We start from the raw sequence: 16,421 nt of genomic DNA, 5'->3' as shown, positions 1-16,421 counted from the left end.
AAAAATAAAGGGTTATATACTCACCTTAGACGAAAGGAAGATAGAAATGAAAGACCGAACAGCAAAAATATTGCGGATTTTTATAACTTCTGATTATCCTGTAACGCTTGAACAGCTGGAAGAAGAATTTCATACTAGCTCGCGAACCATTCGAAATGAACTACGTGAAATTAACCTTCTATTGAGAACAAATCAACTACCTGAAGTGAAAAATCTCAGAAAAAAAGGGTATCACTTACTTTTGGATAAGGATCAAAAGCAACGACTGCTTGATCAGATGGATTCATCAGAAGGAGAACAATACCTGGACCGTGAAAGCCGAATTTTTGATTTGATTCTTTCGTTTTCACTAGGTAAAAATGCGACCTTTCTTTATCAAAAGGAAGAAGCCTATCAAATTTCGAAAAGCTCATTGGATGAAGACATGCGACGCGTCAGAAATATACTGAAAGAATATGGGATCGAAGTTTTGAGCGTACCGAAACAAGGAATTGTGCTTCAAGGAGCGGAACGATCGATCCGAACAATGATCTACGATGTCATTAATACGTCTGTAGGAGTAATTTCGCCACAAGGTGAGCAGGAGGCATCGGTTAATTTAACGATTCTTCATCACTATATTTCTCCGCAGCTATTAAAAAAATTAGAACAGCTCTACGTAGATTCTGTGGACAAGATGGAAGATGCGATCTATCGCAATCAATTGCTGGTTTTTACAGCTGTCTGGCTGAGTCGATATATGCGGGAGGATTTAATCGCTAGTTCCGCTTGGGAAGCAGCCGATACTCCTCAAAGTGATATTCGTGATTTTGTCACAGCAATTTGCGACGCCTTTCAGCTTTCGCCTCCAGAGGTGGAAATCAAATACATCGTGTTTATGCTGAATACGTTCAATTCGCGTGATATGAACAACTCCATTGAATGGGTTCAAGCGCAGCTGCTTTCCATTCAGTTGATGCAATTTGTCGAAGAGAAAACGAAGATTCCTTTTTCCAGAAAAGAAGAAATGTTGCAGGAAGGGCTATATAAGCATTTGGTCGGCTTGATCAATCGCGTAAAAAGCGACATTCAAATCGTCAACCCGCTAAAGGAAAACGTCAAGAAAAATTACGGCAATATCTATTCTGCCATTCGTCACTTTACACCTTCGATCGAACAGGTTACTGGGAAACAGATTACGGAAGATGAGATTGCTTTTCTTACGATTCACTTTTCCACTTCTGTCAGTGCGATTAATCAGGATTTGCACTACATTTACAAAGCAGTCGTCATTTGTAATCACGGAGTTGCCACAGGGAAGCTGTTGTCAGAAAATCTGAAGGAGCTTTTCAATATAGAAGTTTTAGCGGTGTTGAGTTCGCGAGAATTAGATTTGATTGAAAAGCTTGATGTGGATTTGATTTTCAGTACAGTCGCTATTCACTATTCAAAAAAGCCAGTCCTAGAATTGGAGCCGATCATCAAGGAAGAGAGTAAAAAGAGGATTACTAGCTTTTTAAATACGAATCAAAAGCTTAAACGGTTAGTAAGTCATCAAGATTCAACACAATTATTTTATGCACTGATTGAAACTATTGAGAAAAGTGGTGGAGAGGTATCCGGTAATATTTACAAGGAACTGGAAACGCTTTTCGATCAAAATCATTTAACGATAAACAAAAAGGAGATTCAGCCGATGTTAGAAGATGTATTGAAGGACAGCAATATTTTATTGAACGAGCAGGTAACGACTTGGGAGGATTCCATTCGCAGAGTTTCCGAACCCTTGATTAATGAAAAGATAATCGAACCCAGGTATGTGACTGCGATGATTGACTCGGTAAAAGAATATGGTCCTTACATTGTGATTGGCAAATACATCGCGTTGGCTCATGCTCGTCCTGAAGATGGCGTCAATTCTTTAGGGATTAGCGTTGCGACAATCAAGGAACCTATTGCTTTTGGGAATGAGGAAAACGACCCAGTCAAAATTATTTTTTGTCTGGCAGCGGTTGATTCTTACTCACATTTAAACATTATGAAGAGTCTGATTGAGCTAATCAATGATGAAGAAAAAGTCGACCGACTGAGCGGAGAAACAGATATTGAACGGTTCAAAGAAATTTTATTTAGTTAAGGAATTATGCATAGTTCGATAAATATAATCAGAATGGAGAGAAAGAAAGATGGGAAGACAAGTATCAATTTTATTCGTATGTGGCGCAGGATTAGGGAGTAGTTTTGCTGCTCAAATGGCAGCAGAGGATGTCCTAAATGCACATGGGGTGGACGCAAAACTAGATCATGTAGATATTTCAACGGCGGCCTCCTCACAAACTGACATTATTATCACAGCACAAAATTTTCGATCACAGTTTGAAAAATTTTCGATTGATGAAGAGAAAACAGCCATTGTCTATTTAAAAAATATCGTCTCAAAACCGGAAATCGAAGAAAAGCTTCTACCAATTTTAGAAACAAAAGGGGCACTGTAAAATTTAAAGATAGCCGTTTTCCAGTTCCACACTTACCAGTTAATTAAGCGAACGAACTCAAAATAAACCTGAGCGAATTTAGTAAAAGGGACTAGTGGAATGGTATACGGCATGAAAATCAGATTCATTTTTCGATTTTTGAAAAATGAATACATTACTATGAATAAGGATGCCAGTTCCACACTTACCAGTTGATTAAGTGAACCCACTCAAAATAAACCTGAGCGAATTTAGTAAAAGGGACTAGTGGAATGGTATACGGCATGAAAATCAAACTCATTTTTCGATTTTTGAAAAATGATTACATTACTATGAATAAGGAGCGAAACAAATGGGAGTAGTTAATTTTATCATCGAGAATATCCTGACGCAGGCATCGATCACGATTGCTTTAATCGCGATGCTGGGGCTGTGTTTGCAGAAAAAATCAGCGGGTCAAATAGTATCTGGGACGTTGAAAACCTTGCTTGGTTTCCAGGTTTTGAGTGCTGGTTCCAGCATTATTGTTGGCAGCTTAACCTATTTTGGTGAAATCTTCACCGCAGGGTTCCACATGCAAGGAATTATTCCTTCGATCGAGGCGATCAACGGACAGGCGATGAATGAACTGGGGTTAGGACGTGATATCGCAATAACGTTTCTAGGTATTTTTATTGTTAATATTTTGATTGCCCGCTTTACAAAATGGAAATACATTTTCTTAACTGGTCAAGCAATTTTATGGATGGCGACAATGACAACTGTTTTTGGTTACTTTGCTGGCCTAAGAGGTTTAGTGCTGATCGTAGTCGGAAGTATCGTTGGGGCAATTTTCGCGGTAGCCATGCCGGCGATTGCACAGCCTATTATTCGGAAGATTACTGGCTCAGACGATATTGCGCTGGGGCATTTCTGTACAATCGGTTACATGTTTGAAGCGGGGGTAGCCTATATTTTCGGTGAACGCGGCGAGAATAAAAAATCAATTGAAGACATCAATTTGCCAAAATCCTTTGAGTTCCTGCAGGACACGTATTTATCCGTAATGGTAGTAATGGTGCCATTATATATTATTACTGCTGCATTCGCAGGTGCCGGCGTAGGTGGTCATGGATCACAGCACTATCTGATGTTTGCCTTCTTACAAGCCATTCAATTCGTGGTGGGTGTGTATGTCTTGCTTTCAGGGGTACGTTTATTGTTAGGGGAAATCGTTCCAGCCTTCCGCGGAATCGCGATGAAGCTGGTACCAAATGCGATTCCTGCGTTAGATTGTCCAGTATTTTTCCCATATTCACCAAATGCAGTAATCTTAGGATTCATTACAACAACGATTGGTACGATCATTGCCATGTTTGTCTTGCCAACATTTGGCTTAGCCATGATTTTACCAGGAATGCTGACGAACTTCTTTGCCGGAGGTACAGCGGGGATTTTCGGGAATGCGACTGGTGGACGTCGCGGAGCAATCATCGGTGGGATCGCCCATGGCTTCTTCATTACCTTACTACCAGCGCTTTTGGTAACGATCTTTAATCAAATGGGCTTTGTCAACGCGACTGCAACCGATGTGGATACTGTCGCTGCCGCATTACTTTATGCGTGGATTCTTAGTCCGATTTTGAAAATGTTCTAATTAGGAGGTTTTACAATGTTTGGTTTTTTTAAGAAAAAGAACAAACTTGAAAAGACAGAGGAAAAAGTCGAACTTTCCACGGAAGAGAAGGATCGCTTAAACGAGGAGAACCAGCAATTATTGGCAAAAATCTCTGCTACGTCAGACGATCAAAGCGAGTTGGCGCGTTTACATGAACAATTGGGGCTGAACTATGCCAAACTGGAGCAAACGGATAACGCCATCGAAAGTTTAGAAAAAAGTTTAGAAGAAAAACTGACGATCGGTGACGGCTACAAAAAACTAATGAGTCTTTATAACGGAAAACGGGCAGAAGCTGCTCGCAACGGGGATGACGCGGGCATCGAGAAGTACATGGGCAAAATGGACGAGATGCGCCAAATCGCAAAAAAAGTAACGATCAGCGGATAACTAATTAAGGGAAAAGAAGGTATTGGATAAATGTATAAAACATTAAAAGAGGTAACACAAATAGCAGAAGAATTGAATATGACGATTGGGGCTTTTAACACCCACAATTTAGAAATGCTGCCGGAAATGATTCGAGCGGCTAAAGAAAAGGGCGCACCGATCATCATTCAAACCAGTATTGATACAGCGAAATACATTGGGTATGACCTGATGGTGGCAGTAGTGAAAGAAATCGCTAATACAGAAATGGTAGATGTTGCATTACATTTAGACCATGCCAGAGATTTTAATGAGATCAAAGCGGCAATCGATTCTGGCTATTCAAGTGTCATGTATGATGGTTCACATCTGCCGTTCAAGGAAAATATTGCTAAAACAAAAGCAGTGGTTGAGTATGCGCATGCGAAGGGTGTTTCTGTTGAAGGAGAACTAGGGACTATCGGCGGAACAGAAGAAGGAATCTCAGTAGCTGAAGATGACAAAGTCTATACAAGGCCTGAGGATGCGGTAGAATTTGTCAAGCAAACGGATATTGATGCGTTAGCAATTGCGATTGGAACCAATCATGGACAATTCAAATCTAAAACCGAAGTCAATATTCCATTGTTAAAAGAGATTCATGCAGTCGTTGATGTGCCCTTGGTCATCCATGGCGGGACTGGTGTAAAAGAAGAAGATTATCCAGAATTGATCAATAATGGGATTCGTAAATTCAACGTTGGGACGGAATTACTCGTTAATTGGACGAAGGTCGCGAAAGAATCATTCGGAGAAACCGAAGTGAATAAATCCCTACGTCACAATGTGATTCCAGCCAATTTGGCGGTGAAAGAAATCGTCAAGCATAAAATCGGTCTGTTTATGAATGTGGACAGTCCACTGGCGATGCAAAAATAAAATGAAGAAGTACTTGATTTTGATTGCTGGCAGTCCCGCTACTGGAAAATCCTATTTGATCAATGAAATGCGGCGTGTTTTAGGTGATTTTTTCCTGATCACGCCGGATGAGGGAAAGGAAATCTTGGCCGATACAATTGGGTTTAATAATCTCACCGAAAAGGCTGAGCTAGAGGAAAGGGTTTGGGATTTTTATTACAGCGCACTGGCACTTTACATGGGCGTTGGAAAACGGATCGTGGTCTCCGAATATCCTTTCAGCGATAAGCAAAAAGACAAATTGAGCGCTTTGTCTGAACGATACGAATATGAGCCCATCACCATTCACTTAGTCGCAGATTTTGACACACTTTGGGCTCGCAGAAAAGTTAGAGATGTCGAACCGGATCGTCATTTGAGCCATATTATGAGTCATTATCATTTTGGTGATGAGTTAATTGATCGAAGCCAAGCAGATAATTTAATTACGGAAGAGGCCTTTCGCGAAATTATCGAGAAGCGCGGCTACAACCATTTTCAATTAGGCAGTTTGGTGGAGTTTGATGTCTCAGACTTTTCGACGGTCGAATATGAACCTTTCTTAAAAGAATTAGCTGAACGAATCGCAGAGAACCGTTGATTAGTAATAATTAACGGTTCTTTTTAACAGGCTTACTTACTTATTTAGAAAGAAGTAAAGCAGTGAATCAAATTTCGGAATTGTTTTTTTAAAGAATTTGTGTTGACAATCAATCGGTGACATCATATGATAATTATGAAATCGATATCATAAGGCGGTGAGATATTGGCAACCATCAAAGATGTAGCGAAAAAAGCAGGTCTATCTGTTTCGACAGTTTCTAGATACTTAAACAATCACCCATATATTTCTGAAGACAAACGTAAACGAATTCAAGCTGCAATGGCCGAATTGGATTATACTCCCAGCTCGGTAGCGACGCAACTTCGCTCAAAAAAAGGAACGATGATTGGTATTTTAGTTTCACGTATCGTGAATCCCTTCTTTTCTCATTTGGTCGATTCTATTGAAAAAAGTGCTCGATCTAACGGCTATAACGTGCTAGTCATGCAAACTTATGATGATAAAAAGGCTGAGACGAATATGTTGGAGATGCTGAAACAGCAGGTGATTTCCGGCTTGATCATGTGCTCGATCGAAGGCGACCCAAAGGTTATTGAAGCGTACCAAGAATATGGGCCGATTGTTTTATGTAATGAACAAATTCCCGGTGCCGATTTGCCGCAGGTTTACACGAACCAAGAAGCGGCCAGCTTTGATGCAACGGAGTATTTGATCAGTAAAGGATATAAAAAAATCGCTTATTGTACAGGCGGCACCTTGACTCGAGGCGGGCACGGAAACTCCCGTACTGAAGGATTTGAGCGGGCAGTCAATGAGCACAAGCTGCCAATGAAAATTGATTGGATCTTTAAGCAAGTGCATACGATCGAAGATGGCAGACAAGTAGCAGATAAGCTATTATCCTTGCCAGAGGAAAATCGACCGGATGCCGTATTTACCAGCAGTGACGAAGTAGCAAGCGGTATTTTAGAGCGATACTTGGAAGTGGGCAAGCGGGTACCTGAGGACTTGGCGATTATGGGATTTGATAATCAGCCTTTCACCGGAATGTTGGCAGTACCATTGACAACAATTGAACAACCAATTGAAGCACTGGGACGAGAGTCTACCAATTGGCTGATCGCTCGTATGGAAGAAAAGGACTATCATTTGGATGTTTCTGAACTAGTATTAAACTTGATTATACGAAAATCTGCATAAGCAGATTTTTTTGAAACCAAATATGATATCGATACCACAAAAAGGAGAGAACATTCATGGAAATGATTTTAAAGGAAAAGCAGCAACAAAATGAGGAACAGAATTTTTGGAAGGAAGAAGTCGTCTATCAGATTTATCCGAAGAGTTTTTACGACAGCAACGGGGACGGCATTGGTGATATTAAAGGGATTACCCAGAAGCTGGACTATTTAGCAGAGCTTGGTGTAACGATGCTATGGATTTGTCCAATTTTTACCTCGCCAATGGTTGATAATGGGTACGATATAGCCGATTATAAAGGTATACAAGTAGAATTTGGTACGATGGAGGATTTAACGGAGTTGATCGAAGCTGCGAAGGCGAGAGGAATGAAAGTGATTCTTGATTTAGTCGTCAACCATTCTTCTGACGAACATGCGTGGTTCCAAGCTGCCTTAGCAGATCCAAAAAGTCCCTATCGTGATTATTATATTTTTAAAGCGGGTAAAAAGGGCAACCTGCCGAATAATTGGCGTTCGATTTTTGGCGGCAGTGTTTGGGAGCCAGTACCAAATGAGGACAACATGTATTATTTCCATACCTTTGATAAAAGACAGCCTGATCTGAATTGGGAAAATCCAGCCTTGAGACAAGAAATCTATGAAATGATCAATTGGTGGCTGGAGAAGGGAATTGCTGGTTTTCGCATCGATTCGATCACCTTTATCAAAAAGGATCAGGACTACGGAGACGTAGAAATTGACGGCAGTGATGGCTTAGGCAGTGTCAAAAATAAAACTAGAAATCGTCCCGGGATCGAAAAATTCTTAACAGAATTAAACCGCGAGACTTTCCAAAAATATCGATGCGTCAGTGTCGGTGAAGCCCCCGGCGTTCCCTATGATCAATATGATCAATATATAGGTGAAGACGGCTATTTCAATATGATTTTTGACTTTCATTACGCAGATGTCGATGTGGAAAATGGTAGCGAATGGTTCCGCCGCACCAATTGGCAGCCACAGGACTTGAAAGAGTTGGTTTTTAAAAGTCAAAACGCGATCCAAAAGAGCGGATGGGGTGCCAATTTCTTAGAAAACCATGATCAACCACGATCACTATCAAAATATATCACGGATAAACGCTATCAGAACGAGATAGGAGCGAAGGCATTAGGAACAATGTTCTTTTTCTTACGAGGGACACCATTTATTTATCAAGGACAAGAAATCGGGATGAAGAACTTTCAACGGGAGTCAATCGAGGATTTCAATGATGTGTCCAGTATTGATAATTACCATCGTTCATTGCTAGAAGGATTTTCTAAGGAAGAAGCGCTGAATTTTGTTAATCAACGTTCGAGAGACAATACCCGTACGCCGTTTTCTTGGAACGCTACAGCGAATGCAGGATTTAGTAAATCAAACGAGTCATGGTTAAAATTGACGGGAGATCAAGCTGAGGTGAATGCAGCGGATCAGATTAACCGTTCAGACTCTGTTTTTTCTCACTATCAGCAAATGATCCACTTACGAAATCATTCGGAATATCGCGACACTTTGATTTATGGTCAGTTTGTTCCATTGAATACAGCCGATGCAGTGATTGCTTATGAACGAGTTGGAAAGGAAACCGTGCAAGTGTTTGTCAATCTAAGCAATCAGGAGCAGGAAATCAAGACTTCAGGCGAGGTTTTATTGAACAATTATCACGAATTGAAGGAGCAAGCTGGGATGAAGGTATTGCAGCCTTACCAAGCCGTTGTCATCAGAAAGGATGAAAATCATGACTAAAACAAACTATCAAGAGATCGCTAAAAAACTGGTTGCAGTCGTAGGAGAAGATAATATTGTCTCCGCTACGCACTGCGCGACCCGTTTACGATTGCAGGTAAAAGATCGCAAGGCCATTGATGACAGTCAGGTGGAACAAGTCGAAGAAGTCAAAGGAGTCTTTTATAATGCCGGGCAGTATCAAATCATTCTAGGAACAGGAATCGTTAATAAAGTTTATGATGCTTTGCAATCGATTTATTCATTTAATGAGGTATCGAAGGATCAAATGGCGAAGGATGATTCGTCTCCGCTGCAGCGAGCCGTTAGAAATATCGCGGATATTTTTGTTCCAATCATCCCGATTCTTGGTGCGACCGGTCTTTTCCTTGGATTGAAGGGAGTACTGTTCAATGAAACCGTTCTAAATGTGATGGGGTTAACGCCCGATAGTATTCCAGAATGGTTGAGTGCCTCTGTCACTGTTTTGACGGACACCGCGTTTGGTTTTCTAACCGCTTTTATCTGCTGGTCCGCGTTTAAAAAGATGGGCGGACTGCCAATTATTGGATTCTTGATCGGGTTGATGCTGGTTTCTCCAGCGTTGCCAAATGCATACGCAGTGGCAGGGGGAACGGCGGAACCAATTATGGCTTTTGGAATGATCCCGCTTGTCGGTTATCAAGGCTCGATTCTAACGGCGTTGATCACCGGGATGATCGGTGCGACGTTGGAGAAAAAATTACGGAAAATCATGCCGAATGCGATGGATTTAATTTTTACACCATTTTTAGTGATTCTTGTCTCCGTATTTGTCGCGTTGTTTGTCTTAGGTCCCATCGTTCATGCTTTTGAAGTTCAAGCAGTGAAAGTGATTGAACTGTTTCTGCACCTGCCGTTGGGGATTGGCGGTTTGATTATCGGTTTCTTATATCCGATTGCCGTAATGACCGGGATGCACCATATGTTCATTATGATTGAGACCTCGTTAATTGCTTCGACTGGCTTTAATCCGCTGATCACTGTTTGTGCAATGTATGGCTTTGCGAATGCGGCGGTCTGTTTGGCGATTGCTTTACGGACAAAAAGTGCTTCAGTGAAAACAGCAGGTATCTCGGCAACTATTACCCAAATGCTGGGAGTAAGCGAACCGGCCTTGTTCGGGGTAGTGATGCGTACCGGAATGAAAGCGATCTTAGTCATGTTAGGCAGTTCTGCCGTTGGCGGTATGGTTCTCTCATTATTAGGCATTCAAGCGAATAGCTATGGTTTAGCTGTTTTACTCTCACCTTTGATGTACATTTACGAACCTTATCAAGTGATTACCTACGTAGTGGTGGGAATCGCAACCTTTATTTTGGCCTATGTACTGACAAATCTATTCGTTATTAAAAAAAGTGACACCGTTGAAAAAGTGGCGAAAACCCAAGGAAGTATCCAAAACGTCAAGGTATATTCACCGATCGAAGGCGAGATTATTCCGATCACGGAAGTCAATGACCAGGTGTTTGCCAGCAAAATGATGGGAGAAGGGTTTGCGGTCTTACCAAGTAATGGAACGATCAAAGCACCTATTTCTGGGATTGTAAAAATGATCGCACCAACGAAACACGCCATCGGGATCGTGACGGATGACGGCATGGAATTATTGCTTCATCTAGGCATCGATACCGTTGAATTAAATGGCGCTCCTTTCAACTTAACTATCAAAGAGGGCGAAATGATTCAACAAGGTCAAGTGATTGGAACGATTGATTTGAAAAGGATCGAGGCTAAAGGAAAAGATGCGACTGTGATGGTAATCATCACTAATTCGAAAGAAACGATTGCAGGGTTGGAATACAATCAGGATTATGTGCAACCCATTTTAGGATCATAGATACCTTATCGATGTAGAAAAGAAGCCCCCGTCTGCTTATGGACAAGGGCTTCTTTTTTGAAAGCAATCTTACTCTTTGATTGCTGCTTCGTGTTGGCGTGTGTATTTGTCAATTTTTCGATCGATTTTTGAGAGATAGGCTTGTGTTTGGGCCAGTTGTTTTTCAACTTCTTTTTTATGCTCTGTAAAAAAATCAAGTCTTTTTTTATAAGTGGGATCGCCGTTCATTGACCATTCAACAAATTGCTTTATTTCACTGAGCTGCATCCCGGTATCCTTTAAGCAAGTGATAATTGAAAGAAACTCTAAATCCTCATCTTTGAAATGACGTCTCCCGTTTTCATCCCGGGCAACAAAGGGAAGCAGACCTTTCTGATCATAAAATCTTAAGGTATAGGCACTGAGTCCCGTCTTTTTTGAAATCTCGCTGATTTTATACCCCATTATTTTTTCTCCTTTTGAATCGTTTTCTTTTATTTTAACAGATGATTCCTCACATTAGCGCGAACATTTTAGAATAGCGAAGACATCTGATACGGTCAATTTTTTAACGATACCAATCGTCCCGTCTGACCGATAATCGCATTTTTCAGCCATTTCTTTTAAATCGGCCTCTGTTGGCTCCAGTCCTAGTTCTTTTAAGGTAGTAGGCATATTGATGGCATGATAAAAGTTTTCCATCGCGTGGATGCCTTTTAGTGCAGTTTCTTCAGCGCATTTACACGGAACGATTTCCATTACATTGACAGCGAATTGAACAAAGCGCTCGATCCGTTCTTTGTAAACATAGCGTGCCCAATTTGGCCAGACAACTGCTAATCCTGCGCCATGAGTCACACCATACATCCCACTTAATTCGTGCTCGATTTTATGGGTTGCAAAATCACCGCCATCTGTTCCGAAACCAGTCAAGCCATTATGTGAGAGACTGCTTGCCCACATGACTTCACTTCGAGCAGTTAAATTTTGCGGATCTTTCGTTAGAATCAAGGCATTTTTCATAACTACACGCAATAAACTTTCACTGATCCGATCCGTGATCTCCATGTTCTCACCATGATTAAAATAGCGCTCCATCGTATGCATCATAATGTCTACACAACCAGCCGCGGTCTGATAATCTGATAAGGTCAGAGTCAATTTTGGATCCATGATGCTAAAAAGTGGTCGACTCAAATCAGTATCACAGCTACGCTTTAAATTTCCCATTTCGTTCGTTATCACGGACCCGTTGCTCATCTCACTGCCCGCAGCGGCAATTGTTAAGATCGTTCCAATAGGAAGACAGGCTTCGGGTTTAGCGGTGGAGCTGTAAAAGTCCCAAACATCTTGGTCATTTGCCACGCCATAGCCGATTGCTTTTGCTGAATCGATTACGCTACCGCCTCCAACAGCAAGAATGAAATCAACCTTTTCCGCTTTAGCTAAAGCAATCCCTTCATAAACGAGGGATAAGACAGGGTTGGGAACAACACCACCCAATTCTACAAATGGAATGGCATGTTTGATTAGCGAGTGTTTGATTTGATGGATTAATCCTGAACGTAAGGCACTTTGTCCTCCGTAATGGATCAAGACCTTTTTGAAACCATAGTTAGCAATCACTTCACCAACCTGTTGTTCTGTATCTTCGCCAAAAATTACTTTGGTAGGGGCATAAAATTCCGTTTGATTCATCTGAACCACTCCTTTGTTTTCCTTGTACAAATTTAGCTTAGTACTTCGACTACACTCTAAGTCAACAGGAAAACTAAAAATGATTCGAAAAAACCTTATGTTTCCCGTTAATCGGCAAACATAAGGTTTTTACAGGTTCATTAACTTGCTGCTTGTTCTTTTTTCATTTGAGTGGTGGCAAGATAATAATCGGTGTAGGTCCAGCTGTTTCGTGGATGAAATTTTCCTATCTCTTCGGTTTTGAACTGTTCGATCAACTGAAGTTGTTTTAACAGTCTTTTCTCGTCAATTAGGGCATAGGCATAGGGATCAATGAAGGAGACAAAATAGAATCTACTTTTTAATCGATTCAAATAATGCAGTTCATTCATTAAGGGAAGACTTAATAGCAGAATATCACCAGTTAGTTCTTGATTAGCTTTTTCATCAAAAGGAACAACCGTTACTTGGACCGAAAGTTTTTCTTTTTCAGCAAGCTCTTTAAAACGATCTACTAGGGTATCGACAATTCTATTACTCTGAGTTTCTCTGATAATGGTCAGTTTTTTCATTTTTGGCATCGTTCTCTTCCTTTCTACATACAGGAGAATCACTAGAAATAGCACAAAGTTACCATAATACCTCTACTACGCTCGAAGTCAATCAAAAAGAATTGAGGGGTAAAAGAAAAGCGTCGGGCTGCTTCTTGAAATCATCATAGCAACTGATACAATGGTTTTAAATCCCTTTAAAATAAACAGAAACAGCGTTCCAAAAACAATGGAAAAATAATCAATTTTTTTGAACAACCGTTTCATTAACGTTTAGGAGGAACTAAGGATGCTTTTACAAGAAAGGTTAGAGACTCAACCCTTCACTACTAGTGAAAAGCAGGTAGTGGATTATTTACTTGAGCAGCAACGAAATATCCAAAATAAAACAACGGCAGAAATCGCCGCAGCTACCTTTTCATCGAAATCTACGTTAGTCCGTATTGCTAAGAAGTTGAATTATAGCGGCTGGACGGCTTTAAAGGCAGACTTCCTCAATGAACTGGATTATTTAGAGAAGAGTGTTTCTTGCATCGACGCAAATTATCCCTTTACAAAAAGAGATTCACTCATGACGATCGCCAACAAAATTGCTCGTTTGGAAATAGAATCCATTGAAGATACCCTTTCACTGATTACCCATGACGATTTGCGCAGAGTTGTGGATATGATTGCTAGGTCCTCTGAAATCAATATTTTTGCAGCAAGTAATAATTTGCTAGTTGCTCAGGAATTTTCACATCAAATGAGTCGAATCAAAAAGGAAGTGAAAATCCATTCTATTCAAGGAGAAATATTTTTTAATGCGTATTTAGCTAAACAGGATTCCTGTGGACTGATTATCACTTATTCCGGTGAAACTGGCAGTCTTAATCAGGTCGCCAAATTATTAGTTGAACAGAATATTCCAGTGATTACTATTACTAGTATGGGGGAAAATACGACCGCTCGTTACGCGGATGCAATCCTTCGACTGTGTACACGTGAAAAACTATATTCTAAGATTTCTACCTATTCCACGGATGCGGCAATCAATTATTTATTAAATGTCATATATTCCTGTGTATTCGCATTAGACTATGATGCCAATGTGGCATTAAAAATTGCTTCATCGAAAAAAATTGAAAATGATCGCTTTTCTGATTCCGAGATTCTTAGGGAGTAGAACTTCATGATTAGATAAAAAGACCGAACTGCTCAGTAAGAACAGTTCGGTCTTTTAGTGTACTTTACACGTTATTTGATGATTCTCTAAAATGGCTTTGAAATATTCCAAGTCCTCGGTATGCAATTGAGGAATATCTTGCATTTGATACGTGCGGTCCAAGGACGCATATTTTTTTTCGCCAAATTGGTGGAAGGGGAGGAGTTCGACTGTCGAGAGTCCCATTTGATTGAATAAGCTAGCGAATGCTTCAGCATTTTCTGGTCCATCGTTGTAACCAGGAATAACAGGGATTCGCACGACAAGATTCTGTTGCTGCTTCAAAGCCAAGGAAAGATTTTTTAAAATCGGCTTCAATGAAACACCAGTACCGACCTTGTGCTGCTCTTCATCATGATGTTTAATATCGAAATACAGCAAGTTTACCTGTTCAATAAACGGAAGAAATACCTCAGGCTTGGCATAGCCAGTCGTTTCACTAGCAGTGTGGATATTCTTCGCTTTTAACTGGCGCAGCAGTTCCGTAGCAAACGCTGCTTGATACAAGACCTCCCCGCCGGAAAGGGTGACTCCGCCTTCGGATTCTTCATAGAAAGCTTCATCCTTCATAACTTCAGTAATGATCTCATCCATTGTTTTGTATTCGCCCACTGTTGTATGGGTATTTTTTTGCGTATCCCACATTTGCTCAGGTTTGCCATTTTGAGATTCGGGGTTTGAGCACCAGTAACAACGCAAGGGGCATCCTTTGAAGAATACAACCGTACGAATGCCGGGACCATCATGGATACTAAATTTTTGGATATTGAAAATACATGCTTGATCAGTCATCGAAAACCCTCCTCTAAGTCCCCTTGAGTGTAGCACATAAAATTGTCAACGTAAACAATAAATATTACGTACGAAACTAAAAATACTTAAAAAGTTGTTCGTTTACGAAAACTATGATAGTCTGATAAAAAGAATACAGGATAAATGGAGAAGAATAGATGTCTAGAGAAGAAGAGATTCTTGCGATTGTCAGCAAGAAGAAAAAAATCGAGGTCAATCAGCTTTCGGAATTATTAAATGTTTCGAAAGTAACGATTCGAAAGGATTTAGATAAATTAGAAGCTCGTGGGCTGCTTCACCGCCAGCATGGCTATGCACTACTGAATAATATGGACGATATCAACTATCGGCTGGCTCAAAACTATGATCTGAAACGCAAGATTGCACTGGAGGCCAGTAAAATCGTTCATGACGGAGAAGTGATCATGATCGAATCAGGATCAACCTGTGCGTTATTAGCAGAAGAGCTTGCCTTTAATCGAAACGATATTACGATCATTACTAACTCTTGTTTTATTGCTTCCTATGTTCGTAAGGCGGAGTCGGTAAAGGTGATCTTAATTGGCGGCGAGTATCAAAAAGAATCCCAAGTCAATGTGGGGCCATTAGTTAAACAGGTGATCAATGAGTTTTACGTCGATAAATTATTTGTTGGAATTGACGGCTTTGATAAGCGCAGAGGCTTTACCGGAAGTGATATCACTCGCTGCGATACGACCCGTATGTTGGCAACAGCGGCGAACCAAACGATCGTTTTGACTGATTCTAGTAAATTTTCACAAAACGGGGTTGTTTCTGAGTTTGCCTTTAGTGAGATCAGCAAGGTCTATACAGATGGAATGATTGAAGATGAGGCACGGAAATTTTTGCAGAAAGAAAATATTGAGGTATTTACGGTATAGTCATGGAAAATCAGTCAGAGTTTAATCTGGCTGATTTTTTCTTTTAGTAAAATGCTATACTATTAGAAAACTGGTGGTGACGAATTGTGAGAAACATTCGTTATGTACAAGATTCAGATCGCGCATTTTGGTATTCATTGGATCATGCGTTACCCAGAGAACAATTTGATCAAAAGGTTCGTAACAAGATGGGGTGTGTCTTGCTCGTTGAAGGAATATCTGTGGGCTTGCTGCGATACAATCTTTTCTGGGACGAGCATCCATTTTGCACGATGCTGCATGTAAAGAACGAGTATCAAAGAAAGGGCTACGGTAGAGCGTTAATGGATTTTTGGGAGAATGATATGCGAGATTCGGGTTACAAACTACTTTTGACCTCTACTCAAGTGGATGAACAGGCGCAGCATTTTTATCGTAAGCTAGGCTATCAAGAAGCAGGCAGTTTACTGATTACGGTTCCTGAATTTCAGCAGCCGATGGAAATGTTTTTTATTAAAAATATTTAG

At 40.6% G+C, this 16,421-nt stretch carries 16 protein-coding genes; 12 read left to right on the top strand and 4 right to left on the bottom strand.

What is annotated here, in order from left to right; all coding sequences use genetic code 11:
* The first annotated feature begins 46 nt into the window (after positions 1-46).
* The 9 genes from J9537_RS16120 (at position 47) to J9537_RS16080 (ending at position 10,810) form a co-directional block, all read left to right on the top strand.
* Positions 47-2,116 carry a BglG family transcription antiterminator gene (locus tag J9537_RS16120; RefSeq protein ID WP_070509937.1) on the top strand — a complete coding sequence of 690 codons (2,070 nt, stop codon included), beginning with the start codon at positions 47-49 and terminating at the stop codon, positions 2,114-2,116.
* 49 nt (positions 2,117-2,165) lie between these two features.
* Positions 2,166-2,474, top strand: a complete 309-nt coding sequence (locus J9537_RS16115; RefSeq protein WP_010744330.1) for a PTS sugar transporter subunit IIB — start codon at positions 2,166-2,168, stop codon at positions 2,472-2,474.
* Between the two features lie 331 nt (positions 2,475-2,805).
* On the top strand, positions 2,806-4,089 hold the full coding sequence (locus tag J9537_RS16110) for a PTS sugar transporter subunit IIC (RefSeq protein ID WP_070509933.1): 1,284 nt from the start codon (positions 2,806-2,808) through the stop codon (positions 4,087-4,089).
* A 15-nt stretch (positions 4,090-4,104) separates the two neighbouring features.
* Positions 4,105-4,500: a hypothetical protein gene (locus tag J9537_RS16105; protein ID WP_070509930.1), complete on the top strand. Its 396-nt coding sequence runs from the start codon at positions 4,105-4,107 to the stop codon at positions 4,498-4,500.
* A gap of 30 nt (positions 4,501-4,530) precedes the next feature.
* Positions 4,531-5,397: a class II fructose-bisphosphate aldolase gene (locus tag J9537_RS16100; RefSeq protein WP_070509927.1), complete on the top strand. Its 867-nt coding sequence runs from the start codon at positions 4,531-4,533 to the stop codon at positions 5,395-5,397.
* A gap of 1 nt (position 5,398) precedes the next feature.
* Entirely contained in the window at positions 5,399-6,016 is a 618-nt protein-coding gene (locus J9537_RS16095; RefSeq protein WP_070509924.1) for a P-loop nucleotide/nucleoside kinase family protein, read from the top strand.
* A 165-nt stretch (positions 6,017-6,181) separates the two neighbouring features.
* Positions 6,182-7,180 carry a LacI family DNA-binding transcriptional regulator gene (locus tag J9537_RS16090; protein WP_070537552.1) on the top strand — a complete coding sequence of 333 codons (999 nt, stop codon included), beginning with the start codon at positions 6,182-6,184 and terminating at the stop codon, positions 7,178-7,180.
* Between the two features lie 56 nt (positions 7,181-7,236).
* A complete protein-coding gene (locus J9537_RS16085; RefSeq protein ID WP_218257657.1) occupies positions 7,237-8,952 on the top strand; it encodes an alpha-glucosidase in 1,716 nt (571 codons plus the stop codon).
* Positions 8,945-10,810 carry a PTS sucrose transporter subunit IIABC gene (locus J9537_RS16080; protein WP_070509916.1) on the top strand — a complete coding sequence of 622 codons (1,866 nt, stop codon included), beginning with the start codon at positions 8,945-8,947 and terminating at the stop codon, positions 10,808-10,810. Before J9537_RS16085 ends, J9537_RS16080 begins: the two co-directional genes overlap by 8 nt.
* A gap of 69 nt (positions 10,811-10,879) precedes the next feature.
* On the opposite strand, the gene J9537_RS16075 is transcribed toward J9537_RS16080, so the two are convergent.
* From J9537_RS16075 to J9537_RS16065, 3 genes are all read right to left on the bottom strand, one after another.
* Positions 10,880-11,254 (bottom strand): MerR family transcriptional regulator, encoded by a 375-nt coding sequence (locus J9537_RS16075; protein ID WP_070509912.1) that lies wholly within the window; start codon positions 11,252-11,254, stop codon positions 10,880-10,882.
* Between the two features lie 54 nt (positions 11,255-11,308).
* Complete coding sequence (locus J9537_RS16070; RefSeq protein ID WP_218257656.1) at positions 11,309-12,487, bottom strand: iron-containing alcohol dehydrogenase; 1,179 nt, start codon at positions 12,485-12,487, stop codon at positions 11,309-11,311.
* A 140-nt stretch (positions 12,488-12,627) separates the two neighbouring features.
* Positions 12,628-13,047 carry a hypothetical protein gene (locus J9537_RS16065; RefSeq protein WP_083284991.1) on the bottom strand — a complete coding sequence of 140 codons (420 nt, stop codon included), beginning with the start codon at positions 13,045-13,047 and terminating at the stop codon, positions 12,628-12,630.
* A gap of 259 nt (positions 13,048-13,306) precedes the next feature.
* Here J9537_RS16065 and J9537_RS16060 point away from each other — a divergent pair, with 259 nt between their 5' ends.
* Positions 13,307-14,182, top strand: a complete 876-nt coding sequence (locus J9537_RS16060) for a MurR/RpiR family transcriptional regulator (RefSeq protein ID WP_070509907.1) — start codon at positions 13,307-13,309, stop codon at positions 14,180-14,182.
* 54 nt (positions 14,183-14,236) lie between these two features.
* Here the strand turns inward: J9537_RS16060 and J9537_RS16055 are convergent, their stop codons facing one another.
* Positions 14,237-15,013, bottom strand: a complete 777-nt coding sequence (locus J9537_RS16055) for a glycyl-radical enzyme activating protein (RefSeq protein WP_070509904.1) — start codon at positions 15,011-15,013, stop codon at positions 14,237-14,239.
* Between the two features lie 158 nt (positions 15,014-15,171).
* Here J9537_RS16055 and J9537_RS16050 point away from each other — a divergent pair, with 158 nt between their 5' ends.
* Both J9537_RS16050 and J9537_RS16045 read left to right on the top strand, forming a co-directional pair.
* Entirely contained in the window at positions 15,172-15,915 is a 744-nt protein-coding gene (locus J9537_RS16050; protein WP_070509901.1) for a DeoR/GlpR family DNA-binding transcription regulator, read from the top strand.
* Between the two features lie 86 nt (positions 15,916-16,001).
* Positions 16,002-16,421, top strand: a complete 420-nt coding sequence (locus tag J9537_RS16045; RefSeq protein WP_070509898.1) for a GNAT family N-acetyltransferase — start codon at positions 16,002-16,004, stop codon at positions 16,419-16,421.

The organism is Enterococcus raffinosus, from assembly GCF_019175485.1.
Classification (GTDB): domain Bacteria; phylum Bacillota; class Bacilli; order Lactobacillales; family Enterococcaceae; genus Enterococcus_A; species Enterococcus_A raffinosus.
This window is presented reverse-complemented; position numbering and strand designations above follow the sequence as displayed.

Bases quoted from the DNA above. Each gene is read 5' to 3' on its own strand.
- J9537_RS16105 (WP_070509930.1), top strand. From the start codon at position 4,105: ATGTTTGGTTTTTTTAAGAAAAAGAACAAACTTGAAAAGACAGAGGAA.
- J9537_RS16065 (WP_083284991.1), bottom strand. From the start codon at position 13,047: ATGCCAAAAATGAAAAAACTGACCATTATCAGAGAAACTCAGAGTAAT.
- J9537_RS16060 (WP_070509907.1), top strand. From the start codon at position 13,307: ATGCTTTTACAAGAAAGGTTAGAGACTCAACCCTTCACTACTAGTGAA.
- J9537_RS16100 (WP_070509927.1), top strand. From the start codon at position 4,531: ATGTATAAAACATTAAAAGAGGTAACACAAATAGCAGAAGAATTGAAT.
- J9537_RS16075 (WP_070509912.1), bottom strand. From the start codon at position 11,254: ATGGGGTATAAAATCAGCGAGATTTCAAAAAAGACGGGACTCAGTGCC.
- J9537_RS16120 (WP_070509937.1), top strand. From the start codon at position 47: ATGAAAGACCGAACAGCAAAAATATTGCGGATTTTTATAACTTCTGAT.
- J9537_RS16115 (WP_010744330.1), top strand. From the start codon at position 2,166: ATGGGAAGACAAGTATCAATTTTATTCGTATGTGGCGCAGGATTAGGG.
- J9537_RS16080 (WP_070509916.1), top strand. From the start codon at position 8,945: ATGACTAAAACAAACTATCAAGAGATCGCTAAAAAACTGGTTGCAGTC.
- J9537_RS16070 (WP_218257656.1), bottom strand. From the start codon at position 12,487: ATGAATCAAACGGAATTTTATGCCCCTACCAAAGTAATTTTTGGCGAA.
- J9537_RS16055 (WP_070509904.1), bottom strand. From the start codon at position 15,013: ATGACTGATCAAGCATGTATTTTCAATATCCAAAAATTTAGTATCCAT.
- J9537_RS16085 (WP_218257657.1), top strand. From the start codon at position 7,237: ATGGAAATGATTTTAAAGGAAAAGCAGCAACAAAATGAGGAACAGAAT.
- J9537_RS16095 (WP_070509924.1), top strand. From the start codon at position 5,399: ATGAAGAAGTACTTGATTTTGATTGCTGGCAGTCCCGCTACTGGAAAA.
- J9537_RS16110 (WP_070509933.1), top strand. From the start codon at position 2,806: ATGGGAGTAGTTAATTTTATCATCGAGAATATCCTGACGCAGGCATCG.
- J9537_RS16050 (WP_070509901.1), top strand. From the start codon at position 15,172: ATGTCTAGAGAAGAAGAGATTCTTGCGATTGTCAGCAAGAAGAAAAAA.